Source organism: Candidatus Symbiopectobacterium sp. NZEC127, from assembly GCF_025962675.1.
In the GTDB taxonomy this organism is placed as follows: Bacteria; Pseudomonadota; Gammaproteobacteria; order Enterobacterales; family Enterobacteriaceae; genus Symbiopectobacterium.
This window is the reverse complement of the sequence record NZ_JAGFPG010000001.1, coordinates 2,112,492-2,138,350: the sequence shown is the minus strand read 5'-3', so window position 1 is coordinate 2,138,350 and position 25,859 is coordinate 2,112,492. Positions and strand designations below refer to the sequence as shown.

The 25,859-nt window shown below is 51.7% G+C and carries 26 protein-coding genes and 1 riboswitch; of the genes, 13 read left to right on the top strand and 13 right to left on the bottom strand.

All coding sequences use genetic code 11. The features are described 5' to 3' along the window. The first annotated feature begins 12 nt into the window (after positions 1–12). The 5 genes from J5069_RS09810 (at position 13) to J5069_RS09790 (ending at position 4,754) form a co-directional block, all read left to right on the top strand. The gene (locus J5069_RS09810) at positions 13–633 is read left to right on the top strand and encodes a YfgM family protein (RefSeq protein WP_264643624.1); all 621 of its coding nucleotides are present in this window, start codon (positions 13–15) and stop codon (positions 631–633) included. Between the two features lie 10 nt (positions 634–643). Beyond that, complete coding sequence (bamB, locus tag J5069_RS09805; protein ID WP_264643623.1) at positions 644–1,825, top strand: outer membrane protein assembly factor BamB; 1,182 nt, start codon at positions 644–646, stop codon at positions 1,823–1,825. A 144-nt stretch (positions 1,826–1,969) separates the two neighbouring features. Next, entirely contained in the window at positions 1,970–3,454 is a 1,485-nt protein-coding gene (der, locus tag J5069_RS09800; RefSeq protein WP_264643622.1) for a ribosome biogenesis GTPase Der, read from the top strand. A gap of 90 nt (positions 3,455–3,544) precedes the next feature. After that, entirely contained in the window at positions 3,545–4,504 is a 960-nt protein-coding gene (locus J5069_RS09795; protein ID WP_264643621.1) for an AEC family transporter, read from the top strand. 19 nt (positions 4,505–4,523) lie between these two features. Beyond that, positions 4,524–4,754: a zinc ribbon domain-containing protein gene (locus tag J5069_RS09790; protein ID WP_264643620.1), complete on the top strand. Its 231-nt coding sequence runs from the start codon at positions 4,524–4,526 to the stop codon at positions 4,752–4,754. Here J5069_RS09790 and xseA read toward each other — a convergent pair whose 3' ends face one another. Further along, positions 4,755–6,131, bottom strand: a complete 1,377-nt coding sequence (gene xseA / locus J5069_RS09785) for an exodeoxyribonuclease VII large subunit (RefSeq protein ID WP_264643619.1) — start codon at positions 6,129–6,131, stop codon at positions 4,755–4,757. A 181-nt stretch (positions 6,132–6,312) separates the two neighbouring features. Between xseA and guaB the strand changes: the two genes are divergently transcribed. From guaB to J5069_RS09770, 3 genes are all read left to right on the top strand, one after another. Further along, positions 6,313–7,776, top strand: coding sequence for an IMP dehydrogenase (gene guaB, locus J5069_RS09780; protein WP_264643618.1), 1,464 nt, complete (start codon positions 6,313–6,315; stop codon positions 7,774–7,776). A gap of 111 nt (positions 7,777–7,887) precedes the next feature. Next, the gene (gene guaA, locus J5069_RS09775) at positions 7,888–9,465 is read left to right on the top strand and encodes a glutamine-hydrolyzing GMP synthase (RefSeq protein ID WP_264643617.1); all 1,578 of its coding nucleotides are present in this window, start codon (positions 7,888–7,890) and stop codon (positions 9,463–9,465) included. Between the two features lie 171 nt (positions 9,466–9,636). Beyond that, on the top strand, positions 9,637–10,626 hold the full coding sequence (locus J5069_RS09770; RefSeq protein ID WP_264643616.1) for a DUF6896 domain-containing protein: 990 nt from the start codon (positions 9,637–9,639) through the stop codon (positions 10,624–10,626). A gap of 28 nt (positions 10,627–10,654) precedes the next feature. Here J5069_RS09770 and J5069_RS09765 read toward each other — a convergent pair whose 3' ends face one another. The 7 genes from J5069_RS09765 to J5069_RS09735 form a co-directional block, all read right to left on the bottom strand. Beyond that, on the bottom strand, positions 10,655–11,797 hold the full coding sequence (locus J5069_RS09765) for a response regulator (protein WP_264643615.1): 1,143 nt from the start codon (positions 11,795–11,797) through the stop codon (positions 10,655–10,657). Next, the gene (locus J5069_RS09760) at positions 11,790–12,887 is read right to left on the bottom strand and encodes a response regulator (protein WP_264643614.1); all 1,098 of its coding nucleotides are present in this window, start codon (positions 12,885–12,887) and stop codon (positions 11,790–11,792) included. Before J5069_RS09760 ends, J5069_RS09765 begins: the two co-directional genes overlap by 8 nt. Continuing rightward, positions 12,878–13,954: a sensor histidine kinase gene (locus J5069_RS09755; RefSeq protein ID WP_264643613.1), complete on the bottom strand. Its 1,077-nt coding sequence runs from the start codon at positions 13,952–13,954 to the stop codon at positions 12,878–12,880. Before J5069_RS09755 ends, J5069_RS09760 begins: the two co-directional genes overlap by 10 nt. 43 nt (positions 13,955–13,997) lie before the next feature. Beyond that, complete coding sequence (locus J5069_RS09750) at positions 13,998–15,107, bottom strand: FIST N-terminal domain-containing protein (protein WP_264643612.1); 1,110 nt, start codon at positions 15,105–15,107, stop codon at positions 13,998–14,000. A gap of 527 nt (positions 15,108–15,634) precedes the next feature. Next, positions 15,635–16,270 carry a glycoside hydrolase family 25 protein gene (locus J5069_RS09745; RefSeq protein ID WP_264643611.1) on the bottom strand — a complete coding sequence of 212 codons (636 nt, stop codon included), beginning with the start codon at positions 16,268–16,270 and terminating at the stop codon, positions 15,635–15,637. 196 nt (positions 16,271–16,466) lie between these two features. Next, positions 16,467–16,874 (bottom strand): DUF2000 domain-containing protein, encoded by a 408-nt coding sequence (locus J5069_RS09740; RefSeq protein ID WP_264628323.1) that lies wholly within the window; start codon positions 16,872–16,874, stop codon positions 16,467–16,469. A 36-nt stretch (positions 16,875–16,910) separates the two neighbouring features. Further along, positions 16,911–17,786: an AraC family transcriptional regulator gene (locus J5069_RS09735; protein ID WP_264643610.1), complete on the bottom strand. Its 876-nt coding sequence runs from the start codon at positions 17,784–17,786 to the stop codon at positions 16,911–16,913. Between the two features lie 99 nt (positions 17,787–17,885). Here J5069_RS09735 and J5069_RS09730 point away from each other — a divergent pair, with 99 nt between their 5' ends. Continuing rightward, positions 17,886–18,656: a YdcF family protein gene (locus tag J5069_RS09730; protein WP_264643609.1), complete on the top strand. Its 771-nt coding sequence runs from the start codon at positions 17,886–17,888 to the stop codon at positions 18,654–18,656. 48 nt (positions 18,657–18,704) lie between these two features. On the opposite strand, the gene J5069_RS09725 is transcribed toward J5069_RS09730, so the two are convergent. The 3 genes from J5069_RS09725 to J5069_RS09715 form a co-directional block, all read right to left on the bottom strand. Continuing rightward, positions 18,705–20,015 carry a glycoside hydrolase family 28 protein gene (locus tag J5069_RS09725; protein ID WP_264643608.1) on the bottom strand — a complete coding sequence of 437 codons (1,311 nt, stop codon included), beginning with the start codon at positions 20,013–20,015 and terminating at the stop codon, positions 18,705–18,707. A gap of 198 nt (positions 20,016–20,213) precedes the next feature. Then, entirely contained in the window at positions 20,214–20,603 is a 390-nt protein-coding gene (locus J5069_RS09720; RefSeq protein ID WP_264643607.1) for an SHOCT domain-containing protein, read from the bottom strand. Positions 20,604–20,774: 171 nt separating this feature from the next. Beyond that, entirely contained in the window at positions 20,775–21,029 is a 255-nt protein-coding gene (locus J5069_RS09715; RefSeq protein WP_264629206.1) for a helix-turn-helix domain-containing protein, read from the bottom strand. Between the two features lie 106 nt (positions 21,030–21,135). On the opposite strand from J5069_RS09715, the gene J5069_RS09710 reads away from it, so the two are divergent. Next, positions 21,136–21,354 carry a helix-turn-helix domain-containing protein gene (locus tag J5069_RS09710; RefSeq protein ID WP_264643606.1) on the top strand — a complete coding sequence of 73 codons (219 nt, stop codon included), beginning with the start codon at positions 21,136–21,138 and terminating at the stop codon, positions 21,352–21,354. A 184-nt stretch (positions 21,355–21,538) separates the two neighbouring features. After that, positions 21,539–22,315, top strand: coding sequence for a DUF3750 domain-containing protein (locus J5069_RS09705; RefSeq protein ID WP_264643605.1), 777 nt, complete (start codon positions 21,539–21,541; stop codon positions 22,313–22,315). 50 nt (positions 22,316–22,365) lie between these two features. On the opposite strand, the gene J5069_RS09700 is transcribed toward J5069_RS09705, so the two are convergent. Then, positions 22,366–22,923: a helix-turn-helix domain-containing protein gene (locus J5069_RS09700; protein ID WP_264643604.1), complete on the bottom strand. Its 558-nt coding sequence runs from the start codon at positions 22,921–22,923 to the stop codon at positions 22,366–22,368. A gap of 120 nt (positions 22,924–23,043) precedes the next feature. Here J5069_RS09700 and J5069_RS09695 point away from each other — a divergent pair, with 120 nt between their 5' ends. After that, entirely contained in the window at positions 23,044–23,958 is a 915-nt protein-coding gene (locus J5069_RS09695) for a DMT family transporter (RefSeq protein WP_264643603.1), read from the top strand. 175 nt (positions 23,959–24,133) lie between these two features. Then, on the top strand, positions 24,134–24,532 hold the full coding sequence (locus J5069_RS09690) for a VOC family protein (protein ID WP_264643602.1): 399 nt from the start codon (positions 24,134–24,136) through the stop codon (positions 24,530–24,532). Positions 24,533–24,788: 256 nt separating this feature from the next. Here J5069_RS09690 and J5069_RS09685 read toward each other — a convergent pair whose 3' ends face one another. Continuing rightward, positions 24,789–25,187 (bottom strand): H-NS family nucleoid-associated regulatory protein, encoded by a 399-nt coding sequence (locus J5069_RS09685; protein WP_264643601.1) that lies wholly within the window; start codon positions 25,185–25,187, stop codon positions 24,789–24,791. Between the two features lie 561 nt (positions 25,188–25,748). Further along, positions 25,749–25,845, top strand: a riboswitch (TPP riboswitch). Positions 25,846–25,859: the final 14 nt, after the last annotated feature.

The following is a 25,859-nucleotide window of genomic DNA, read 5'->3' as shown; positions in this document are numbered from 1 at the left end:
GAGAGAGACACCGTGGAAGTCTATACCACTGAGAATGAGCAAGTTGATGCGTTGCGCCGCTTTTTAATTGAAAACGGTAAAGCGCTGGTGGTGGGGATTGTGCTGGGTATCGGTGCCCTGGTCGGGTGGCGTTACTGGCAGAATCATCAGTCTGAAGGTGCCATGTCTTCTTCGTTGGCTTACCAGCAGGCCAGTGAGGCGTTGGCGAAAGGTGATGCACCGGGCGTTTCGGCGGCGGAAAAATTCGCGGTTGAGAATAAAAACAGCTACGGCGTGTTGTCTTCCTTGCAACTGGCACGCTATCACGCCGACAAAGGGGAGTTCGCTCAGGCGGAAACCCAATTGCGCACGGCGTTGACGCAAACCAAAGATGTCGATCTGCAAGCATTGACCGCGCTGCGTTTGGCGCGCGTTCAGGTGCAGCAGGGTAAGGCCGATGACGCATTGAAAACGCTGGATACCATCAAACAGGCGGGATGGGCTGCCATGGTGGCAGACGTGCGCGGCGATGCGTTGGTGAGCAAAGGCGATAACGCGGCTGCGCGTGCGGCTTACGATAAAGGGGTGGCGGCGAATCCGCCACAGGCATTGCAGGCGTTGCTGCGTATGAAATTAAATAATCTGCCGGGCTAAGAGGAACGTCATGCAATTGCGTAAAACACTTGTGGTTGGGATGCTTTCTCTGGCTTTTTTGAGCGGATGTTCGCTGTTCAGCGGCGAAGAAGACGTGGTGACCATGTCGCCGCTGCCCAAGGTTGAGAATCAGTTTACGCCAACCAAAGTTTGGAGCAGTTCTGTGGGGAGCGGCCTGGAAGGGCACTACTCCAATTTGCGTCCAGCCTGGCAGGGCGATCGCGTTTTTGCCGCCGATCGCAAAGGTCTGGTGAAGGCGATGGATTTGGCAAACGGCAAAGAGCTGTGGCGCGCCGATCTGTCGACCAAACGTGGGCTGCTCTCGTCGCGTGAATCCGCGCTGCTTTCCGGCGGCGTGACGGTCTCTGGCGATCGTGTGTATGTCGGCAGCGAGCGTGCAGAGGTGTTTGCACTTAATGCGGCAGACGGTACCCTCGCATGGCAAGCCACGGCAGCGGGTGAAGTGTTATCACGCCCGGTGGTGAGTGATGGCGTAGTGCTGGTGCACACCAGCAACGGTATGCTGCAAGCGCTGAATGAAATCGACGGTGCCATCAAGTGGACCGTAAACCTGGATATCCCGACGCTTTCTCTGCGTGGTGAATCTGCGCCTGTAACGGCGTTTGGTGCTGCCATTGTCGGCGGTGACAACGGTCGTGTGAACGCCGTGCTGATCAACCAAGGGCAACTGATTTGGCAGCAGCGTATTTCTCAACCGAGCGGCGCGACCGAAATCGATCGCCTGAACGATGTGGATACGACGCCGGTTGTGGCCGGTGAACTGGTGTATGCACTCGGCTATAACGGCAACATGACGGCGCTCGATCTGCGCTCCGGCCAGATCGTGTGGAAACGCGAGCTGGGCAGCGTGCAGGATTTTGTCATTGATGGCGATCGCATCTACGTCGTGGATCAAAACGATCGCGTGGTAGCACTCAGCACCAACGGCGGCGTGAATCTGTGGCGACAAAGCGATCTGCTGCACCGTAACCTGACCGGTCCGGCGTTGTATAATGGCTATCTGGTAGTGGGTGACTCCGAAGGTTATCTGCACTGGATCAATACTGCGGATGGCCGTTTCGTGGCGCAGCATAAAGTGGACAGCGCCGGTTTCCTGAGCGACCCGGTGGTGGCCAGCGATAAGCTGTTGATTCAGGCTAAGAACGGCGACGTATACGCGTTTACCCGCTAGAAAACAGAATGTATCTGGGCTGCACCGCGCAGGCGGTGTGAGCCTTGAAACGGCTCCTGAACGCATCAGGGGCCGTTTCGTCTTTTAAATGTCAGCGAGTCGATTTGCTGTAACATATTGAAATATAATTAATGAGGTTGTGAAATGATACCTGTCGTCGCGCTCGTTGGGCGCCCGAATGTGGGAAAATCTACCCTGTTTAACCGCCTGACGCGTACCCGTGACGCCCTGGTGGCGGATTTTCCTGGGCTGACGCGTGACCGTAAATACGGCCGTGCTGAAGTGGAAGGGCAGGAGTTCATTATCATTGATACCGGCGGTATCGACGGTTCGGAAGAAGGCGTGGAAACCCGGATGGCGGGGCAGTCGCTGCTCGCCATCGAAGAAGCGGATATCGTGCTGTTTATGGTGGATGCGCGCGCCGGGCTGATGCCTGCCGATCTGGGCATCGCACAGCATTTGCGCAGCCGCGAGAAATCCACTTTCCTGGTCGCCAACAAGATTGATGGTGTGGATGCGGATATCGCGATGGCGGATTTCTATTCGCTGGGGCTGGGTGAAGTCTATCCCATGGCGGCTTCCCACGGGCGCGGCGTCACCTCGTTGCTGGAAAACGTGTTGTTGCCTTACGCCAAGCAGGAAGATGAACCGGTTGAACTGACCGAAGAAGAGGCTAACGCCGCCTATTGGACGGAGCAGCTCGGCGAAAATACCGATGAGCCAGAGGATGCCGAAGATAACTTCGATCCGGAAAGTATGCCCATCAAACTGGCTATTGTCGGTCGCCCCAATGTGGGCAAATCCACCCTGACCAACCGTATTCTGGGTGAAGATCGTGTGGTGGTGTATGACATGCCGGGCACCACCCGTGACAGCATTTACATTCCGATGGAGCGCGATGGCCGCGAGTACGTGCTGATCGATACCGCGGGCGTGCGTAAACGTGGCAAAGTCACGGAAACCGTCGAAAAATTCTCGGTGATCAAAACGCTGCAAGCGATTGAAGATGCCAACGTGGTGCTGCTGGTTATCGATGCGCGCGACGGTATTTCCGATCAGGATCTCTCGCTGTTGGGCTTTATTCTTAATGCCGGGCGTTCGCTGGTTATCGCAGTGAACAAATGGGATGGGCTGTCGCAAGAGATCAAAGATCAGGTGAAGGACATGCTCGACTTGCGCCTCGGGTTTATCGATTTCGCGCGCGTGCATTTTATTTCTGCGCTGCATGGCAGCGGCGTCGGTAACTTGTTCGAGTCAGTGCATGAAGCCTATACCTGTGCGACCAAGCGTGTGAACACCTCGCTGTTGACGCGCATCATGCAGATGGCCGTTGACGATCACCAGCCGCCGCTGGTTCAGGGCCGTCGCGTGAAGCTGAAATACGCTCACGCCGGGGGCTACAACCCGCCGATTGTGGTGATCCACGGTAATCAGGTCAAAGACCTGCCGGATTCCTACAAACGCTACCTGATGAACTACTACCGCCGTTCGCTGAACGTGATGGGCACGCCGATTCGCATTCAGTTTAAAGAGGGGGAAAACCCCTTTGCCGAGAAGCGCAATACCCTCACGCCCAATCAGTTGCGTAAGCGTAAGCGCTTGATGCAGCACATCAAGAAAGGCAAGTAACCAGAATGGGGCGGAATCGATGATTCGCCCCATTTTTATTATGGCCTGTGAATCAGTAATGACCGTCAACCCTGTGTGAAAGCGTACGCTATGTCTTGGGAAACCTGGAGTTTTGCCTTTAATGTCACCATGCCCAACCTGTTAATCCTGTTGATTGGCATGGGGTTGCGCCGTTTGGGGCAGTTGGATGACACCTTTTGCGATTCGGCAATGAAGCTGGTGTTTAATCTGGCGCTGCCCTTCCTGCTGTTTTTCAGCGTGGCGACCAGCCAACAGTCTATCGCCACGCATCTCCCGATGATCCTGTATGGTGCCGTGGGCACGGTAACCACGTTTTTATTGCTAGAGTATGCGGCTGTTTATCTGGTGAAAGATCCCCGTGAGCGCGGTATTTTCGTGCAGGGCGGATTTCGATCCAACACTGGCATCATGGGGCTGGCGTTTGCGGTGCGCGCTTATGGCGAGCAGGGGATTGCAATAGGCTCGCTCTACCTGACCATCACCGTTATCTTGTTCAATGTGCTATCGGTTATCACCTTAACGCGCAGTTTACGGCGAGGGCAGGATGGCGGCAGCGTCAGTAAAAAAGCGCTGTTGACCAGCATCGCGACCAATCCGCTGATTATTGGGCTATTACTGGGGGTGGGCTACTCTCAGTCTGGCTTGGCGCTGCCCGACGTGGTGCGGCAAACGGGTCAGCAGATCTCTGGACTGGCATTGCCATTGGCGTTGCTGTGTGCCGGGGCGAGTCTGGATCTCAAAACCATGTTGCGCACCAGTAACGTCGCGGCGCTCTCCACCGTTGCCAAACTGGTGGTAGTGCCAGGCTTGCTGACGCTCGGCGGCTGGCTGGTAGGCTTTCGCGGCGTGCAGTTGGGGATCATCTTTCTTTTTGCCTCAACCCCGACGGCGGCGGGCAGCTATGCCATGACGCGGGCCATGGGGGGGAACGCTACGCTGGCGGCCAATATTATCGCCATGACCACGGTAGGCTCGTTTTTTGCCACGGCGTTCGGGGTTTATCTGTTACGCGCCTGGGGCATCGCTTAAGCCTGAAAGGGAGGAGCTCATGGAGATTCTGTGCCCGCATTGCCAACACACCCTGCACTGGCTGAAGGCAAGCCAGTTTCAGTGTTCGCAATGCCATCAACATTTTCAGCAACACGCACATTGCCCGGAATGTCAACAGCCTCTGCAAACCTTATCTGCCTGTGGTTCGGTGAGTTATTTCTGTCAGCGCGGCCACGGTTTGATTTCACGCCAACGCGTGCTGTTCCGTTACCTTCCGGTGCAGGAATAGCTAAGGCGATTTCCTGCGTGCGCGTTTCTTGGCATCCGGCGTGACCTGCGTAACCTGGCTTTCAACCCAGCCGTCCTGTAACCGGGTTTTTAGCGTGTCGCCGGGTGCGGCCTGAGCTGTAGCGCGTAGAACCTGCCCGGAGAGCGTGGTGGTCACGTTATAGCCGCGAGCCAGCGTTTTTAACGGGCTGACCCCTTCCAGATGGGAACAGACCTCACCTAACCGCTGTTTATTCTCACTCAGTTGCCGGGTGATTAGCCGCTGCAATTGATACTGCATCTGTTGCAGGTGTTGCTGCGCACGGTGAATGCGTGACAGCGGCTGCTGCTGCGTCAGTCGCTGCTGCAACCGTTCACTGCGCAGGGTCGCGCGACGAAGTTGCTGTTGCATACTTTCATCGAGCCTGCGACGCAGGGTGATCAATTGGTTAAGCTGGCGCGCCAACCGTAACTGTGGATGCTGTTGCTGCAAACGGTGGTAGAGCCGGGAGAAATCACGCTGGCGCTGGGCCAGTGAATAGTCCATCGCCATCTCCAGCCGCTGACGCTGTGCCTGTAGTTGGCGCAGCAGTTCGTTGCGATCGCGACTGACCAACTCTGCCGCTGCCGACGGGGTGGGGGCGCGTAAGTCCGCCACGAAGTCGGCAATGGTGACGTCGGTTTCATGGCCGACCGCGCTCACGATAGGAATACGACTGGCGAAGATGGCTCTCGCCACCCGTTCATCGTTAAAGCTCCAGAGGTCTTCCAGCGAACCGCCGCCGCGCCCGACGATCAGTACATCACACTCCTGCCGCTGGTTGGCAAGCTGAATGGCGCGAACAATCTGCACCGGGGCCTCTTCGCCCTGCACCTGACTCGGATAAATCACCACAGGCAGTGCCGGATCGCGCCGCTGTAGCACATGCAGAATATCGTGCAGCGCCGCGCCGCTGGGTGAAGTAATCACGCCGACGCTGTTGGCGGGGCGGGGGAGCGCCTGCTTGAACGACTGATCGAACAACCCTTCTGACGCTAACCGCTGCTTAAGCTGTTCGAACTGCTGTTGCAACAGGCCATCGCCTGCGGGTTGCATGCTCTCTGCCAGCAGTTGGTAATCACCGCGCGGCTCGTACAGGGTAATCGTGGCGCGCAGCAGCACCTGCTGTCCGTTTTGCGGGCGAAACGTCACGCGACGATTGCTGGTGCGAAACATAGCGCAGCGCACCTGGGCGCGCTCATCTTTCAGGGTAAAGTACCAGTGGCCTGACGCGGGCTGGGAGAAATTGGATATCTCGCCGCACAGCCAAATTTGCCCCATTTCCATTTCCAACAGTTGCCGGACGGTTTGATTGAGGCGGCTGACGGTAAAAATAGCGGATGAAGGCGCTTGGGACATGGCGTTGGCTAACCCGATTTAGTGAGCGAGATCAAATTTTAAAACAGAGGGTTAATTAACCGATACTACCTTGCCTGAAAGGTTAATCAAGTTTTTTTATAAAAAAAGCTGGAGGCAACCGATTACGCTCTGTATAATGCCACGGCAATATTTTATCGCATCCCCACATGAGATATTGCCCATGCTACGTATTGCCAAAGAAGCACTGACGTTTGATGACGTCCTCCTGATCCCAGCTCACTCGACCGTTCTGCCGAACACTGCCGATCTCACCACTCAGCTCACAAAAACGATTCGCCTGAATATTCCTATGCTCTCTGCTGCCATGGATACCGTGACGGAATCCGGTTTGGCTATCGCACTGGCGCAGGAAGGCGGCATCGGTTTCATCCATAAAAACATGTCGATTGAACGCCAGGCGGAAGAAGTCAGCCGTGTGAAGCGTCATGAAAGCGGCGTGGTTGTCGATCCGCAAACCGTGACGCCAACCACCACGCTGCGTGAGGTCAAAGCGCTGACCGAGCGTAACGGTTTTGCCGGTTACCCGGTAGTGACCGACGATAACGAACTGGTCGGCATTATCACCGGTCGTGACGTGCGTTTTGTGACCGATTTGGAACGCCCGGTGAGCGCCGTGATGACGCCGAAAGACCGGCTGGTAACGGTGCGTGAAGGTGAAGCGCGTGACGTGGTGCTGCAAAAAATGCACGAGAAACGCGTTGAGAAAGCGCTGGTGGTGGATGACAGCTTCCATCTGCTCGGCATGATCACCGTGAAAGACTTCCAGAAAGCAGAGCGTAAACCTAACGCCTGTAAAGACGAACACGGTCGCCTGCGCGTCGGCGCGGCGGTTGGCGCGGGTGCGGGCAATGAAGAGCGCGTCGATGCGCTGGTTGCTGCCGGTGTTGACGTGCTGCTGATCGACTCCTCGCACGGCCACTCTGAGGGCGTGTTACAGCGCATTCGTGAGACCCGTGCCAAATACCCCGATCTGCAAATCATCGGCGGTAACGTTGCCACTGGTGCCGGCGCCAAAGCGCTGGCTGACGCGGGCGTGAGCGCAGTGAAAGTCGGTATTGGCCCTGGCTCTATTTGTACCACCCGTATCGTTACCGGCGTGGGTGTACCGCAGATCACCGCGATTTCCGACGCGGTAGAAGCGCTTGAAGGCACAGGCATTCCGGTTATCGCCGATGGTGGCATCCGTTTCTCCGGTGATATCGCCAAAGCCATCGCTGCCGGTGCCGCCTGTGTGATGGTAGGTTCGATGCTGGCAGGGACAGAAGAATCGCCGGGCGAGATCGAGCTGTATCAAGGCCGTTCCTTTAAATCTTACCGTGGGATGGGCTCGCTGGGTGCCATGTCCAAAGGCTCTTCTGACCGTTATTTCCAGAGCGATAATGCAGCGGATAAACTGGTGCCGGAAGGGATCGAAGGGCGCGTAGCTTACAAAGGCCGCCTGAAAGAGATCGTGCATCAGCAGATGGGTGGCCTGCGTTCCTGCATGGGCTTGACCGGTTGCGGCACCATTGACGCATTGCGCACTCAGGCCGAATTTGTCCGCATCAGCGGTGCAGGCATTCAGGAAAGCCACGTGCACGATGTGACCATCACCAAGGAATCTCCGAACTATCGGATGGGTTGATTTGGCCCGCAGGCCAATCTGCCGATGTGATGGCTGATTTGACAGAAACCCGGTAAACTTCGCCGGGTTCTCTTATTTTTTGCTTCTTACGTATTTTGGAATACGCCTCTCATGACAGAAAATATTCATCAACACCGCATACTCATTCTGGATTTTGGTTCGCAGTACACGCAACTGGTCGCGCGCCGCGTGCGTGAACTGGGCGTTTATTGCGAGCTCTGGGCATGGGACGTTACCGAAGCACAGATTCGCGAATTTAACCCGAACGGCATCATCCTCTCCGGTGGCCCGGAAAGCACCACCGAGCACAACAGTCCGCGCGCGCCGGAATATGTGTTCCAGGCCGGTGTACCGGTATTGGGCGTGTGCTACGGCATGCAAACCATGGCAATGCAGCTGGGTGGACGTGTGGAAAGCTCCAGCGAGCGCGAGTTTGGTTATGCCCAGGTTGAAATCAAAGTGGAAAGCGCGTTGCTGCGTGATATTCAGGATACGCTGAGTGAAAGCGGTGCGCCGTTGCTCGACGTATGGATGAGTCACGGCGATAAAGTGACAGCCATTCCGTCTGATTTTGTTACCGTTGCCAGCACCGATACCTGCCCGTTTGCCATTATGGCGAACGAAGAGAAACGTTTTTACGGTGTACAGTTCCACCCGGAAGTGACGCATACCCGTCAGGGACAGCGCATGTTGGAACGCTTTGTGCGCGACATCTGCCACTGTGATGCGCTCTGGACACCGGCAAAAATCATTGATGATGCGATAGTGCGCCTGCGCGAACAGATTGGTAACGATCGCGTGATCCTGGGCCTTTCCGGTGGTGTCGATTCCTCCGTTACCGCGATGCTGCTGCACCGTGCCATTGGCGATCGTTTGACCTGTGTGTTCGTGGATAACGGCCTGCTGCGTTTGAACGAAGCGGATCAGGTGCTGGAAATGTTCGGCGATCACTTCGGTCTGAATATCGTACACGTGGCTGCGGAAGAGCGTTTCCTGTCTGAATTGGCCGGTGAAAACGATCCGGAAGCTAAACGCAAAATCATTGGTCGCGTGTTTGTCGAAGTGTTCGATGAAGAAGCGAGTAAGCAAGCCGAGGTGAAATGGCTGGCGCAGGGCACCATTTACCCTGACGTGATTGAATCTGCGGCGTCCAAGACCGGCAAAGCGCACGTCATCAAGTCTCACCATAACGTGGGTGGCTTGCCGAAAGAGATGAAGCTGGGTCTGGTTGAACCGCTGAAAGAACTGTTTAAAGACGAAGTGCGTAAAATTGGTCTCGAACTGGGCTTGCCGTACAACATGCTGTACCGTCACCCGTTCCCCGGTCCGGGCCTTGGTGTGCGCGTGCTGGGCGAAGTGAAGAAAGAGTACTGCGATCTGCTGCGCCGTGCCGATGCGATCTTCATCGAAGAACTGCACAATGCCGATCTGTACCATAAGGTAAGTCAGGCGTTTACCGTGTTCCTGCCGGTGCGTTCGGTCGGCGTGATGGGCGACGGTCGTAAATACGACTGGGTGGTCTCTCTGCGTGCCGTCGAAACCATTGACTTTATGACTGCACACTGGGCACACCTGCCTTATGACTTCCTGGGTCGCGTTTCCAACCGCATCATCAACGAAGTCGATGGCATTTCCCGCGTAGTGTATGACGTGTCGGGCAAGCCGCCTGCTACGATTGAGTGGGAATGATTTCGCGTCTGGCAACAGCCGGCACGTAAAAGCAGTAAAACATCGCTAAGCCCTCATCATTGAGGGCTTTTTTATTTTGATCATGGTTTGTCATCGCGCAATTATTAATAATCACATTAATGCAGAAATAAATTTATGGTGTAACACCGTTATGATATAGCCGGAGAAAATATGGATGATGGACTCGCGCATTTGATTTCGGATTTTCAAAAAAACGTTATGGCTGCGGTTCAATTAATGTATCGGTCAGGCATTCCTTTACCATCCAGTTGTGATCACTGGATTAAAATGGATATTCCTGTTCGTGGAACGCTCGATGGCGGTGGGGAATATTATAAACACGGTGCTGGGTGCGCAGTGAGCTTTGAGCAGGGATGCATTGATTTCGATTTTGGTGAACACGGGGAAATTGGGGGATTCAATTTATGGTGGCTTTCCCAATTTGCCAGCAATGAACTCGCAACGTATGGCTTTGTTAGTGAAACTGAGCTTGCCGAGAGTCTCAAGAACGCACTCTCTATGGGGGAGTTAGTTTGTGTAAGGTATGACCTGTGTTATCTGGCAAACAAGCCTCGTATGTTTGCTATTGATATTGATTCACGCCTTCCCGGTGATGAGCTTCCAAGTCGTAACCAAGATCCTGTCTTCACACTTTACGCTCATACTTTCCAGGCAGCAGATCTTATGCTTGAAAATTATATGTCGCTCAGTAAAAAGTGGGATAAAAACAATTACCTTAGTCAACGAGAAAAGGTCAACCACCGGATCTATCTTTCGACGTGGCTTGGTTTTTTAAGAGCCACTTGCGAGGGATTTGGGGATCTTAAAATGCGCCTTTTGCTTGGAGAAAATCGGCCTGCAACGTTCAAAGAGCTCATCCCAATGTCGGATAAGCTAGGAAGGATGATGAAGAAACATGCCGATCCTCTCCGAGAGTTGAGAAATGATGTTTTCCACCGCCGTGAAGATGCCTCAGCAGTACGTCAGTTCTTTGAACTTGGCATGGATCGCCTTACTTGGGCTCATGAGTTACATGGCGCGCTTGCCGCGTTCTTTTCCCGATACCGTGTACTCTGCGAGGTACACTACCTGATGAATGGACGCAAAGGAGAGAGTGATTTAAGGCACCAACGCCTCCGTCGTAAAAAAAGGGCACTTTAAGCGCTCTTATCTACACTGCCTCAACGCATCACGAGTGCGTTTCAGTCTCACGGGTGACACAAACTTGAATAGGCTCTTCGATAGCGCCCAGACTGAGGAGCCGTTGCAATGCGGATATTGCGGTATCGGTGAGTTCATGCCCTTTGGTCAGCACCATCAAATCATTGTTGGTACGGATATCCTCATCAATTATCCAACCGGTTTTTAATTCACCAATCCGTACCGTGCGGATACCCGCCAGATTAGCGCGAAAATCTGTCAGACTTTTAATGATGTATTCAGGAATGGCGGGGTGTGCACCACGCAGAATTTCTCTCGGATGATCCAGACTTAACCCTCTGGCTGCATGGCGTTCTAACAGTAGCGTTGCGTGTAACAGTTGTGCGCCCCTGATGACTTCAACAGGCGCATCGACGGGAGCCGCTGTCATTTGGTAACGGATAATATCGGCGACCTTCTCAAGCCGCGGGATGTTTGTCACTAACCGAGCGGCAACATTAGGATGTTCTTCTAGCAGTTTTTTTTCTTCTTCAGAAAGGGGGCGTTGCGCTGCATCAGCTTGAACGATATCGATTGGAATGCCAACACAGCCGATCTGGCTCAATGCCGCTGCGATGGTGTATATCCATTCATCAGGCCACGCGAGTTTTTTCAGCGCATGTTGCACGCCGGATTGGGCAAAGGCTGAGCGCTGGAAGGCCCAGGGGGCCACCATAGCGAGTACTTCTGTCATCGTTTTTACAGATGCGCTGAGTGTGGTTTCTAATAATTCTTTTTCCAGACGAACAAGCTGATACTGCCCAACGGCATCGTTGAGTGCCAAAACCAGTTCTTCTTTCGAGCAAGGTTTACAAAGGTAACGAAAGATTGCGCCTTTGTTGATTGCCGCGATAGACGATTCAATATCAGCTTGACCCGTCAGGAGGATGCGTACACTGTCGGGGGCGATTTCTCGTGCTTTTTCGAGGAAGGTTGCGCCATCCATACCAGGCATTCGCATATCTGACACGATCACGGCAAACGATGCTCCCCAACGAACGGCATCCAGTCCTGCCTCACCACTGCGTGCGGTTGTAACGTCAAACTCACCATAAAGATTTCGTTCCATCGCTGAGAGTACATTGGGTTCATCGTCTACACAGAGCACGCGGGGATGCGCTATTTCAGTCATGATTGCATTCCTGTATATGGGCGAGCATGTTTTGCCATAACGGTTGCTTGCTAAGCATGCCGGTTTGTTCAAGATAGTCCATGTCAAGGGGGGTGCTATTAGCGAGAGCAACAGCGACATGCACGGCACCGACTACACAGAATTCAGTGTCTGTGATGAGAGAGGGCTGCTCGTGGTACGCAACGGCTTCCACAATATCTAGGGGCAATCCCCATAATGACAAGAGATAGGCGCTTACGGCTGCGTTAACGGTGGTGTTACTGCGTGTTGTGGCTGTCAGACCATGGTGTTGTCTGATTTCAGGTATCAGTTGTGCGATATTGGCAAGCAGTGCGGCGACTTGTGCAGTACTTTGATGACCCGATATTTGGGCTGCTAACGTTGAGGCCAGCAGGGCGCTTTGTTGTAATTGCGCTATATGGGGATCTGTTTTGGCGTCTGAAAATACTTGCGATGCAAGGATGAGAATCTTAACGTGATCCAACCCCAAATGGCCGATGGCGTTTGCGATATTCGTTATGTGGCTGCCTCTGGAGAAATAGGTCGAGTTGGCAAGTTGTAAAATTTTTGCGCTTAAAGCAGGGTCACTGCTTAGCAGTCGTGTAATGTGCCGTGTATCGCTGTCAGAATGCGCGAGAAGATGACCTATTTCGACAAACACGCTTGAGGCTGTTGGCAAGTGACTCGCATGACCTATGATATTGACGACTGCGGGATCCTGAAGCATATCGCGCAGTAACAACGTGTTTTTTACCATGCCTATCAGCATATTGCTGTCACAGGGTTTAGAGACAAAGCGGTGAGCGACGTCCAGCATACGTTCAGTGGCATCCGGGTCAGAATAGCCAGACAGGATGACTCGTATGGTACCAGGCCAGTGTGTACGTATTTGTGAGAGTAATTCAGCGCCATCCATAAAGGGCATGCGCATGTCGGATATCACGACGTCTGCCGGTTTTTCTTCCAGCATGGAGAGTGCCTGTTGCCCACTGTTGGCAAATCGACATTCCCATTCGATGTTTTGCATCATCAGCGCGCGTTCAATGCCGGAGAGCACTCTGCTTTCGTCGTCGACGAACATCACTTGCATGCAGGAGGGTCCTCAGGGGGAGCGTTAAGCGGCAGCAGTAAGATAAATGTTGTACCCACACCTTCTTCCGACTCGCACCGGATCTGTCCTTGATGTTTATCCACAATAATTGAATAAACAATAGCAAGGCCTTGGCCTGTCCCTTTACCTACGGGCTTAGTCGTAAAAAAGGGATCGAAGATGCGGTCACGAATACTAGCAGGAATACCAGTACCATCGTCTTGCACACGGATTTCCATGTATTCACCGCATCGAGCAGCAGAGATAGCGATATGGCCTTTTTCTTTAACGGTTTGCTGGATAGTGTCAGCAATCGCATGAGCGGCATTGACGACCAGATTTAAAATTGCCTGGCCAATGGCATCTCTCAGGCAGGGAAGAGGAGGTAAGTTATCCTCGAAATGAGTCTCAAGTTCAGCAACGTATTTCCACTCGTTGCGTGCGACGGTAACTGTTGTGTTGATAATATCGCGTACATCCACCTGCTCTTTTTCGTTGTGAGAAGGGTAAGAAAATTCTTTCATGGCGGCGACGATTTTTGCGATATGAGCAAGACCTTCAAGGGATTCGTCTAACGCCCCAGGGATTTGCCGACACAAGAAATCCACTTTCAACTGTTTACGCGCTGTGTCGAATGCGGCCACGGCGGGCTCTTCTGCACATTTTTCTCGTATGGCATCGAACAGTATTTGCGTCGTTTCCAGTAGGCTAATAAGCGACGACGCGGCGGTTTTCACGAAGCCCACATTATCGCAGACATATTGCGTAGGCGTGTTTATTTCGTGGGCGATGCCTGCGGCGAGTTGACCAATGGATTCCATCTTTTGTGCTTGAAGGAGTTGCGCTTGAGCCAACCGTAGCTCTTTGAGTGCTTTTTCCAACTCACCGCGTTCATTTTCTAATGCCAAGGTTTTATGAGAGACGACTTTTTCCAAGCGCACGTTTTGTTTGAGAATAGCGAAAGGTGTTGCATGCTCTTGTGCCTTCTCTCGAATGATACGGCGCTTTAATACATCGATCGTTTTATCTCTGGCCGCCAGCTTACGTTCGTACTCAGCGTTGGACATGCCTGATACCGTGGGCGTGGAATGGGTTCTTTCGCTCAACACACTATCCCCCAATGGCTATGCCGGTGAAGGTGTGATTCACATGCAATCCGTTATATTGCTCACCGTAAGTGGAAAACCCTACGACGCGGTTTTTCACCATGATGTTGGCAATCTGTTGGTCGAGTCCTTCTTGTTCAAATTGGAGGCGACGCAGGATGCAATCACAACCGATAATGACGGGGTCCGCTAGCGTCTCTTTAACCTTGTTGAAGGCCCGTTCTAGCGTTTGGACAGGATCCTCCGCTTTAGCGATAGAAACGATAAGCCCTTCTTCAATAGCGCAGTAACAGGTAAGAGAAAAATCGGCATTCCATTTTTGGATGGCTCGAACGTAGGGATCGTCGCCCAAGGAGAGCACAAGCGGGTTACTGGAAAAGATGGTTGGGGTTAATTCAGATACGGTTAACCCCAAGGCTTCCGCGTAAGCAAGTGCCGCTGGTTCACCGTTTATCTCAAAGATAAGTCGTTTCTCTGGATCGGCCTCAGTAATAACCAATTCGATCTCGCTGTGATTGAAATGCTGAACTTTAAACGTGACGACCGTCGATTTGGTCTCAATGACCGCAAATATAGCTGCGTTAGAGATAAAATGACCATCCCCATCATAGACATGCGCTTTTTCAAAACGTAAGTCATCGCCAGCAGAACCGCCAATAATCGGAATATTACCTATTTGTTGATAAAGGCTTGCGACCAGACGCTCTTCAATCATTGAGAGGCCATCGACCAGCAACAGACTAAAACGGTTAAGTGCGGGTCTATCTTTACTATCATGGTGAATAGCTTCAGCAATTTCAGCGGCTATTTCTGCATAGTTCTCCAAAGGGTGGATCGTAAATGTGTGAGCGCTAAAATTTTTGTTTAAGCCCAACCCCACTAAGCCTGTACGTTGAAACCCTTGTGCACCAATTTGCCCTGAAGTTGTGCAACCTATACACGCGCAGGAAAAGGATTTTTTTAGTTCTCTGCCTAAAATGTTTAAATCGTAGTCAGGAGAACAGAAAAAAATGACCGTATTGATATCTTCATGACTAATCTTACTGGCAAAATCGGCAACAGCCTGGACGGGATCTGGTGATGTGCTATTTGCATATTTAAGTTGGAAATTCATGAGAGTACTCCCTCGCTTTTGAGTAGAAATTTTTGCATGAATTTCTGCAATATTCGGTTATCTCTTTGAAAATAGACCAGGACATCAAATAGTAAATAGTCAGTATTTTATTTTAATTGCAAATATCGCTTCTTTTTATTTTGCTAAGGCATTTAAAAAGTGAAGCACTGATGAAAGTGCCCTAGCTACGCTTTTATATCGGCTTGTAGGTGGTGCTATAAAGGAATGCTCGCTGTCCTTGCCTTGTCGTCACGACCGCACGCTATGCATGTATGTGCCTTGCCCAGTGTTTTACAGACTATTTATGCCGCTACAGCCCCCTTTATGACTTTATCTACTGTTTAGCGCTCTTTAGAACGGGACATAACCAGTGTGTCGAAAGATCTTTAAAGTGAATGGTTCGTTTTAGCGGGATGCTTACACTCCGGGTTGTGGCGCTAAGCCCGATGACATCCTCTTCATCGACTTCAGCGGAGAATATCCTGCGATATTCTCCGCTGGTTTTAGCGCGTTTCGCGATTCAAGCCTTAGAGAAGCGGATTGATTTTACTGATCAAGACGTTGCCATTAATGCCATTTACCGTCCCTTGAGATGAGTATTCCCAGAAACTCCAGTTTCCTTTGCCCCAAGGGTAAAGCGTATCAGGATAGTCCGGTTGCGTTCTCCAGTGTTCCGGCCAAATTTTTATTTTCTGAAAGAAATCATCATGCAATTCCCATGCAACGCTGTTCTTCCAGGTGTCAATATTAGTTTTGATATATAAATTATTGGTACAGATAGGAAGGTCTGAATCAATAATACGCTGTATCAGATTAAAGAGGTTATTCGCCATTTCATTTTTGGTGGCTGTCTTGTTACTTCCGGCTTTATTATTGACTTCAAAGGCAAAAGCATCTTTGTTAGTAAATCCTGCCTCTTTCAGCGTGTTTACTATGGTTCTTGCCTGTGCTTCTGGCGTGCTGGATTTGGCTCGGAAAATATGCCAGGCCCCAGAAGGGATGCCTGCCACTCTGGATTTTCGGAAATTTTCAGAAAACGTTGGGTCAATATAGGTCTCACCTTCTCCCAGGCGAGAAAACGCCATGCTGACACCATCTTCTTTAACTTTATCCCATTCAATGGTTCCCTGGAATCTGGAGATGGCAATAACGTTATTGTTCATAATCATTCCTCTCTATTTGTGCTTAGATAATAGTCCTTTGGGTGTCAAAACGATAAGGCGCTACCCTGTTCAGGTAATGACACCTCATTTTTGGACAACGCAGAGAGAGAATTTCATTAAACTGTATATAAACCACCAGGAAATAAAGCGGTGCCTCACTACTGAGGCATCCGCTATTTATCGGATATATCGCGGTTTATTGATGCAACGATAGTCCCTTTATTACCTTATCCACTGTTTTTTTCGGACCGCGCATTGCAAGGCCAACAAGATTAAGGTTATTAGTATCTTCAGCCATAAATACCGCTCGGTTAGCATCGTCATGGCCAGTCGAGAACATGGCGTGTACGTAAGGAATCAGTATCAGTTCACGCTCAAGCCCTTTACGATGCGCCGTTTGCAGTCCGCTGAGGTCGGCTTCAAAAATAAGCATCGGCTGCCCAGACATATTGCCATAATGGTGCCCCTGCGCGTCCACATAAGGTGATCCCATAATATCGGGGTGAGCCGAGGCGATTCCTGTCGCCAGAAAAGCCACTACGTTTAACCGCTGCCAAGTGGGTAAATCATTGCGCACAACAAACACGATTTTTGTATCAAACATCAGCCATCACTCTCCGATTATTGCTTTCATTGGCAATCATCGGAGATGGGAGCGACCTCCGTCTAGAACGTTTGTGCATTGGCGTTGGTAAGCGGCCGGAGAAAGCCGATAGGCACGCTGAAACCAGCGGCCCATATGACTTTGATCCGAAAAGCCCACCAGAGAGGCAACCTTGGCGGGCTCATTTCCCATGGCAAGCAAGGTGCGCGCGGTGCGCAGACGGAGTCGAACCAGATAAGCATGAGGAGATTGACCGAACGCTTTTTTGAATTGGCGGCTTAGGCGAAACCGGTCGATCCCCGAATGACGAGCCAGTTCATCTAGCCCGATATCCAGATGCATGTTGTCGTGCAGATGATCTTTGAGTTGGTATATTTGGCGCAGAGAATCGTTGGAAACGGACGCTGGCCGGGTCACAACATGTCGAGCGAGTAGCGAAAGCAGATGATCCAGACTCTGGTCGCGAGCGAGTCGGCCTTCGTGGTGATGGATGGCGAAAAAGGCCTGTTGGATTGCAAAAATTAACCTCGGATCGTCCGTCAGGGTATTTTTAAACGCGGCTTCCAATGCGGACACGTCGGATAACCCGCGTTGTTGCATCATACCTGTCGCCCAGCGCTGAGGGAGATAAAGCATGGCGTAGGTGAACCCCTCAGCGTGTACGGCATGCCCATCGTGCACAGCCCCCGGTTCGATCAGGATGGCTCGCCCTGGATGACTGGTATGCATCGAACGGTGACAGGTAAACTGTTGTAGCCCTTGTTGTGTTACCCCGACTAACACTTCGTCGTGGTCATGGGAATCATAGGCATGACCGCGAAAATGGGCATGTAAGCTCTCTATGCCGGTTTCGTCATCACGACGAAGATTAACCCAATCTCTGCTGGCCGTTTCTTTAATGGGCGTTGTCATTGGGCAAGCTCCGTCATAGTCTATAGTACCCCTGTCTTAAATTATCATCTTGTTGCCGACGATGCCGCTTTCAGTGCATTCGATAAGGTAGAAAACACAATGCATATCTCTGATGAAGCCATTCGCGATTTGAATACGCTGGCGGATTGGCTCGCCCTTGACGATCTCGGCGACCATGAACGTCTGAGCCCGGACCTGCTGATTTTGGCGGGTCACGCCATCATGCCGAACATTATCGGCGCGCTTGATTTTGCTGCGCAAACCGGCGTTCCTGTGTTACTGAGCGGGGGGATCGGCCATTCCACCGCGCTGCTACAGCAGGCGGTAAAACAGGATCCGCTCACGGCTGCCATTGAGACCGAGGGGAAGGGGGAAGCGGATATTCTCGCCGAGATAGCGCATCAGGTTTTTGCCATCCCCTGGGAAAAAATAGAGATAGAAAACCGCTCGACCAACTGTGGTCAAAATGCGGATTTCAGCAGAGACCGGCTGTTGGCCCAGTCATCTTTCCCCACCACGATATTGCTGGTTCAGGACCCGCTCATGCAGCGCAGAACCTTCGAATCTTTTCAGCACAGCTGGCGACAGAAAAATTTAACCGGTCGATTTATCAACTGGCCGGTGTTTGTGCCGCGTTTAGTCAACGTGGGCGATTCCCTGATGATTACTGGCGGACAACGTGCGGGCATATGGACGCTCGAACGCTATATCTCCATGATATTCGGTGAGGTCAAACGCCTGCGCGATGATGAAACCGGCTACGGGCCAGCAGGGGCTGGCTTTATCGGCCATGTTGATATTCCTGTTGAGGTCGAAAATGCCTGGCGGCGGCTTACTGAAAACGATGAACTGTTGGTGAGCGTCAGATAAATCTGCCGTCAGATTGTGCCGACGGCAGAGTTGCTCTGTCAGGTTTGGTTATTGGCGCATCGCCGGGAAAGGCAGCCATTTGCCTTCACAGGCATACGCCGTTTTCACCGCTGTTGCGTTGGCGATGGTCGATGGCGTTGGGGTCAAGCCGCCTTCGGCCACACGGACAATGGCGTTCTGTTGATGCCAGCCCTGAAGATTATCGATTTTTACAGCGTCAAAGGTCACATCAAGGGGATGCTCGCTGTCATAGCCGTTGAGTACCACCTTGCCGCTGTTCCCGGACACATTTTTCAGCGAAATATGTTTATACCAGGGAATAAGGTTGCCCTTTTTGCCTTCATAAGCCGTATCCAGCGTAATCGGCCATTTATTATTGCGCAAACACACATTCTCAACGTGGACGTTTTCGACGATTCCACCGCGACTCGAATCACTTTTAATTCTGATGCCTGAGGTTGTGCCATCCAGCGTAAGATCTTTAATCAGAATATCGCTGATGCCGCTGTTGGTTTCACTGCCGAGAGACATGCCGTGACCGGAATAGAAGTGGTTATCTACTATCGAGATAAAACGCGTTGGCCCGCTGTTGCCTGCTTTAATCGCAATATTGTCATCACCGGTGCGGATAACGCTTTTAGCTATTGTTACATCGGTTGCCGCACCCGGATCGATACCGTCGGTATTACGCGCATCCGCTGGCGTATCAATAACAATTCCCCACACTGTGATCCCTTGTACCTTATTCAGCACCAGATGAAAGTTAGGCGAGTTGGTTAGACGGATGTGATAAAAGGTCAGATTTTTGGCGTTATCCACCTGAATCAGACGAGGCACGTTCTGGTTACCCCCTTCCTTTTGCGCGCGTCGCGCCAGCTGCCACCAGGTTTCAGTTTTGCCTTCCATTATCTGATTGCCGCCTCCATCAATCGTGCCCTCGCCGACAATACCGCCGCCCTGTGCGTTATCAATATGAATAAAAGGCTGGCATTGCCCCTTCTGGTTGCTGAGCGTGCCGCACATTCCATTGACTTTGTCGTAATCAGCGGGGTTGGCGGAGGCCGCGAGCACGGCACCTTTATCTACCCACAGCCAAGTGCCGGAACGCATACTCAGCGGGCCGCTTAGAAAGGTATTGTGGCCGTTGGCGGCGATTAATTTCACGGCTTGACCCGCAGGGCAGCGTTCGATGGCCTGCTGAATCCGTTGCTGATTATTTCCCGGTTCGGGCGTCAGGGTGGAACAAATGTGCTGCGGATAAGCGGGTTCCTGTACCAGACGACGATCGGCTGCGTGCGCGATGCTTAATAAAAATGCCGGGCAAAGAGACAGTAACGTTGTGAGTGTTTTTGCGTTCATCGGTATAGCCTGCTAACCATCATCCACGATAGTTACGTTGTTTTCATCCAGACGATGATTAAAACAGAACCGCAAACGCCGCTCTCTCGTTGCCGCGTAAGAAAGTGTCACAAAGTTATACTTCATTTTATCGCCATCGCCGTCCCTTTTCCGCTGTTGCAGAAGAATAAATATCGGCGTGTAGCTAATCTCTATCAATCAAGCCAGGGCTTTCGCTTTGAGTTTTTGGTATTCCTCTTCAGTAATGATGCCATCATCTAACAACTTCTTAGCTTCTGATATGTGCTCGGCGGGCGATTTCCCCGCGACCTCACGAATATATTCGTTAGTTGCTGAGACTGATTTTTTCACCTGCGCGCGATGTCGCTCTGCCATGCCCTTGCCGCGCACGATAAGGTAGATGAGAGAGGTAAGGAGCGGAATAAAAAGTAAGAAAACAATCCACGCCGCTTTGTAAAGGCCGCTGGCTTCCTGATCGCGAAACAGGTCGGATACCACCTGGAAAAGAATAAAGAGATAGGCAATAAAAAAGAACAGTGAAAATGCCGTGACCAATATATCCCACAGCGTCAGTAAATGCGTTGCCATTGTTGTGTTTCCTTAGGATTTAACGAATTAAATCAGGTGCCGGGATAAACATAATAAAGGTATAGCACAGATTTGTTTTTTCCACACAGCAGGGGGAAAACAGAACCGAGGGGACTATTGGGGAGAATTGATGAATAACAGGCGAGGAATAATCGCCACAGACATTGCGCGCTATTGATCTACAGATGATGGCGCTTGGGCGTCATCGTCAAAAGCAAACAGTGTAACCAGATCGATTTGAAACCCAACGGCGATGATATAGAGCACTTCCAGCGTAGGATTGCGCACGCCGCGTTCAACACCACTGAGATATGTGCGGTCTAACCCACATTTTTCAGCAAAAGCTTCTTGCGACAGATTAGCCTGCAACCTGAGTGATCTTACGCGCTGCCCCAAACGGGCTTTGATGGAATTGGGTATTTTCATGGAGTAAGCATTGTTTTTTGATGCTTATCAGTCCACGGACTATTAGTCACAACGGTAAAGTTTTGTGGTAACGTAGTGACTCATAGTCATCGAACCGGAGGCGTACATGGAAAAACAGGATTGGCACCCAGCAGATATCATTGCTGCCATAAAAAGGAAGGGGACATCGCTGGCGGCGTTGTCTCGGGCGTCTGGGTTGGCATCATCAACGCTGGCGAATGCGCTAACGCGGCGCTGGCCCAAGGGGGAGCGGCTTATCGCACAAGCGATAAACGTGAGCCCGGAAGAGATCTGGCCTTCACGCTACCTGAATAATCGCCGCTGAGAGGGGCGGCTGAGTCGTCATCCGCCCTGTGCGGGTGACTGATATTGCCTGATGTTCGGCACAGGTTTGGCATCATGGTCACTCTGAACGTTTTTACGGCGAAAGGTATTGCTGACCGCCTTGATTTCTTTGATGATGCAACAATGAAGCGTTATTTGTTGCTGGCATTAACGGGATGGGGTTGATGAAGTTTACCAAGATCGTAGGTGTGACCATCGTCAGCATATTGCTGCTGTCATTCTGGCAAAGCTGGGCACACTCGACGCGCGGTGGTGAAGCGCTGAGCGGCCAGGGATGGTGGTCCGCTCGGCGTGACTCCGCCGGCGTCGCACCCGATCCCATGCGTTGGCGCGATACCGCCATTGTTCAGGTGTATGCGGCGCCGACCTACGGCTGGCGTGGTTTGGTGGCGGTTCACCCTTGGATTATCCTGAAAGCCAAAGGAGAAACGCGCTACCGGCGCTATGAAGTGATCAGTTGGGGAAGCGACAATGTGGTACGCCTGAATTACACGCTACCTGACGGATTTTGGTACGGTGCAACGCCGAAACTGCTGGTTGAACATCGCGGTGAGGCGGCGCAGGCGATGATCCCGCAGATCGATGCCGCGATCAAAAGCTATCCCTGGCCGCAGACCTATCGTGCCTGGCCTGGACCGAACAGCAATACCTTTCTCGCGCACATCGGTCGTGAAGTGCCTGCATTACAGCTTGATATGCCGGCTAACGCCATTGGTAAAGACTATCGCTCAATCGTGAACCCGGTGGGGTTGGCTCCCTCGGGCAGCGGCGTTCAGATTTCGGTTCTGGGGGCGCTGGGCGTTACGCTGGCGCTGGAAGAAGGCCTGGAAGTGAACCTGCTGGGTATGAACCTGGGCATCGATATGAATCCACCGGCGTTACGGCTGCCTTTTATCGGCCGGTTAGGTTTTGACAATGTCGATCAGCAGCAAGAACGCTGATGGTGAAAGGCGCGGTGCGTTAGCCAATGCGCCCTGCGAAGAGCGCCTCGCTATGGGTGCTCAATAATCATTACCGCGCAAGTATCCTTCTCCAATGCTTCGAAGGTGTGCGGCCCATCTGCGGCATAGCTGATGTAGTCACCAGCGTTAAGCGTAATCTCATGCCCCTCAGGTCCAAGCAGGGCGCGCCCACTGCTGATCATGACATGTTCCAGCGTACCGGTTTGATGAGGGATAGAACGGCGTACACTTCCCGGCTGCGCGGTCACGCGGTAGATATCGCGTTGCATCCCCCTCGGACAGACGGCGAGCAGTGTCACAAAATAGTGTGCCTGTTCAGCAGCTACGATGTCGCCCTCATGCGCACGGATCACCTGTACCCGGGGCTGGGGTGCTGCAATCAACTGCGTTACCTGCACATCAAGCGCCATCGCCAGCGCCCACAGCGTTTCCAGGCTGGGATTACCGCTGCCTGATTCCAATTGGGATAGCGTAGATTTTGCGATACCGGCACGTTTGGCCAATTCACTGACGGAAATACCTATCCGCTCGCGTTCACGTTTTACCGCCATGGCGAGAATACCGATCGGCGTTGACGAGGGTTGCATATCGTTCTCCATAAAAAACGATCGTTCTGTTTGACAGTCAATACTGAGATGGCCATTATACCACGTGTTCTTTTTGTCGAACAATCGTTCGTTATGTTATTTATTGTGTGGGGTATAGGTATGGCATTCGATCAACGTGCTGAGTGGGGGGCGGGATCGCTGAAGATGGTGATCGCCATGGTCATTTCAGGAACGGTGGGGTGGTTTGTGTTAGCCACAGACTTACCCGCGTTAACGGTGGTCTTTTGGCGCTGCGCTTTCGGCGCGTTAGCCATGGCGCTGGTCTGTGCTGCGCAAGGCCTTTTACGTCGAGGCATGCTGTCGCGCAGGCAGTTTTACGCGGTTGTTTTAGGCGGCATTACGCTGACGCTTAACTGGGTTTGTTTGTTCATCGCGTACGCACAGACCTCTATTGCAGTCGCAACAATAACCTATCACGTACAGCCGTTTATTTTGGTTGCGCTAGGGGCGGTGTTGTTCAATGAAACACTGACACGTTATAAGCTCGGGTGGATGGTCATTGCCTTCTCCGGTGTGACGCTGATTATGTTGGGCGGTCAGCAACAGGATCAGGATTCTGTCCAATACGTCTATGGGATAGGGTTTGCATTGGCTGCCGCCTTTTTTTACGCCATTACAGCGGCGATTACCAAGGCATTGCGCGATGTATCTCCTTGCCTGATGGTGTTTATTCAGTTAGGGGTTGGCTGCGTGATGCTGCTGCCTTTTGTTTCGCTGCCTACAGCATCCTCTGTCAGCTACGTTTGGGGGTTGCTGGTAGTGATTGGCTTTGTGCACACTGGCCTGATGTCAGTGCTACTTTATAGTGCGGTACAAAAAATTCCGACGATAGTGGTCGGCGGGCTCGCTTTTATCTACCCGGTGGTAGCCATTTTAGTCGATGCCTGGGTGTTGCATCGCCCATTGAATGGGTGGCAGTTGACGGGAACCCTGATCGTTCTGGCGGCGGTTGCCGGCATTAATGTCCGGTGTCGTTTTTTTCAAAAAGACAACAGCGCTACTCTCCGGCATTAACGCGTTATGCTGTCCTGCATTAATATTGACCAGGGTCAGCATCCGATAGGGCGGGTTCAGGCTACGATGCGGCAACGTTGTCATAGGCTTTCGCTAAACGAGATCTGTTTTCAGGATGAAAACAGGAAGCATCAATGGGCAAGCGGTTTCATGTTTATAACAGAAGGAACGTTCAATGTTAGATCATTTAAGTGTTCCGGTGACAGATATTGATCGCAGTCGGCAGTTTTATGAAAGTGCACTGGCACCGTTAGGTTATCGTCTGATCAAAGATTTTAATCATGCGATAAGTTTTGGCGTGTTGGAAGGATATGGAAAGTCCAGCGATCCGGGCGGCGAATTTTGGATCTATCAGGGAAAAGCATTACCTTGTCCGGCGACGCATTTTGCATTTAGTGCTGAGACGCGTGACGTTGTAGATGCTTTTTATCATGCGGCAATCGCGGCGGGCGGACAGGATAACGGAAAGCCGGGAATTCGAGATCTGTATCATGCCCATTATTATGCGGCATTTGTGCGCGATCCTGATGGATATAACATCGAAGCCGTCTTTCATCGCAGCATTGCACCTTAGGGATATCACTTCTTTTGCTGGCTGCAAACGATCAAAGAAAATCGGATCCTGATTGATACGCACGCTAATACACCTGCGGTATTAATTTTTCGCCATTTTTAATCGGGTCTTGGGGGATGAAAACTTTTTCTTAAGGACGGCGAAACACGGGTGGTGATAACGATCGCGGATTAGAAAAGATATGCATGGAGTACAACGTTACTCCATGCATAACAAGACAAGTGATGCGCGCTAATACGGCAAGGAAGAGAACAAATTAAATCTCGAAATCTTCCAGCGTTTTGCTTCCGCCATCAATGGCTTCACGGATCGCTTTAGGCGTACGGCCTTGGCCGGTCCAGGTTTGTTCGGTGCCATTCTCATCAATATATTTATATTTCGCCGGACGAGGATCGCGTTTGGTCTTGGCCGGTTTGGATTTCACGCTTTCCAGCAGTTCAGCCGGATCAATACCGTCTTCAAGAAGCTGAGCACGAATGGCATCCAGTTTTGCCAAACGTTCTGCCTGCTCTTTCTGAATTTTGCTGTCTTCTTCGCGGCGCTCTTCCACAATTGCAGTGAATTTGCTTAACAGCTCTTCCAGGGTTTCAAGATCGGTATCTCGGGCCTGAGCGCGAAGAGAACGAATATTACTTAGCACGTCAAAACTCATCATGGTGTTCCTTTAAAAAGAAGAGACATTATTAGCTTACAAGATATTTTTTGATTTTCCAATATACACCAGATACGTCGGCATGAAATATTTTTTTATAGCGCCTTATGTAAAAAAATGCGTAACAGGCGGCGTGGGTAAAGCAGGAGCGTTAATCGTTAGCTGGTTAATAACGCAACGCCTCGCGGTTGCCGCTATTTATTAATTCATCAATCGATACTTAAGCGGGGTTGTCTGTTAGCGGCATTGACATCCCTAATCCCTTACCCGTGTCAACTTATCGGGGCGCGCTCATTTTCTCCCTGCGCATAACGCTAATTATTTAAGGGTATAAGCGTAACAGGGAAGAATATAATGCCAGCGTGGCATACGCACAGGCGAAGGGATCTGGGGGGAACGAGTGAAAAACCGTACCGTTTAGCGTTCCTTTCATTCAGCGGCGAATGAATGCCCTGTCAGGCAGCCGCCCTTTGACGGTAGGCGAATACAAATCAATTTACACACTGTGGTTTGATGATTATCCTGAATATGTTTTGCTGTGGCAGTCACACAGTAAATTGATGTTGCGATGACTCGGGGTGCCCTTCTTTGTGAAGGCTGAGAAATACCCGTACCACCTGATCTGGATAATGCCAGCGTAGGGAAGTCTCGGTATTCCGATCGGCTACCGTCTTC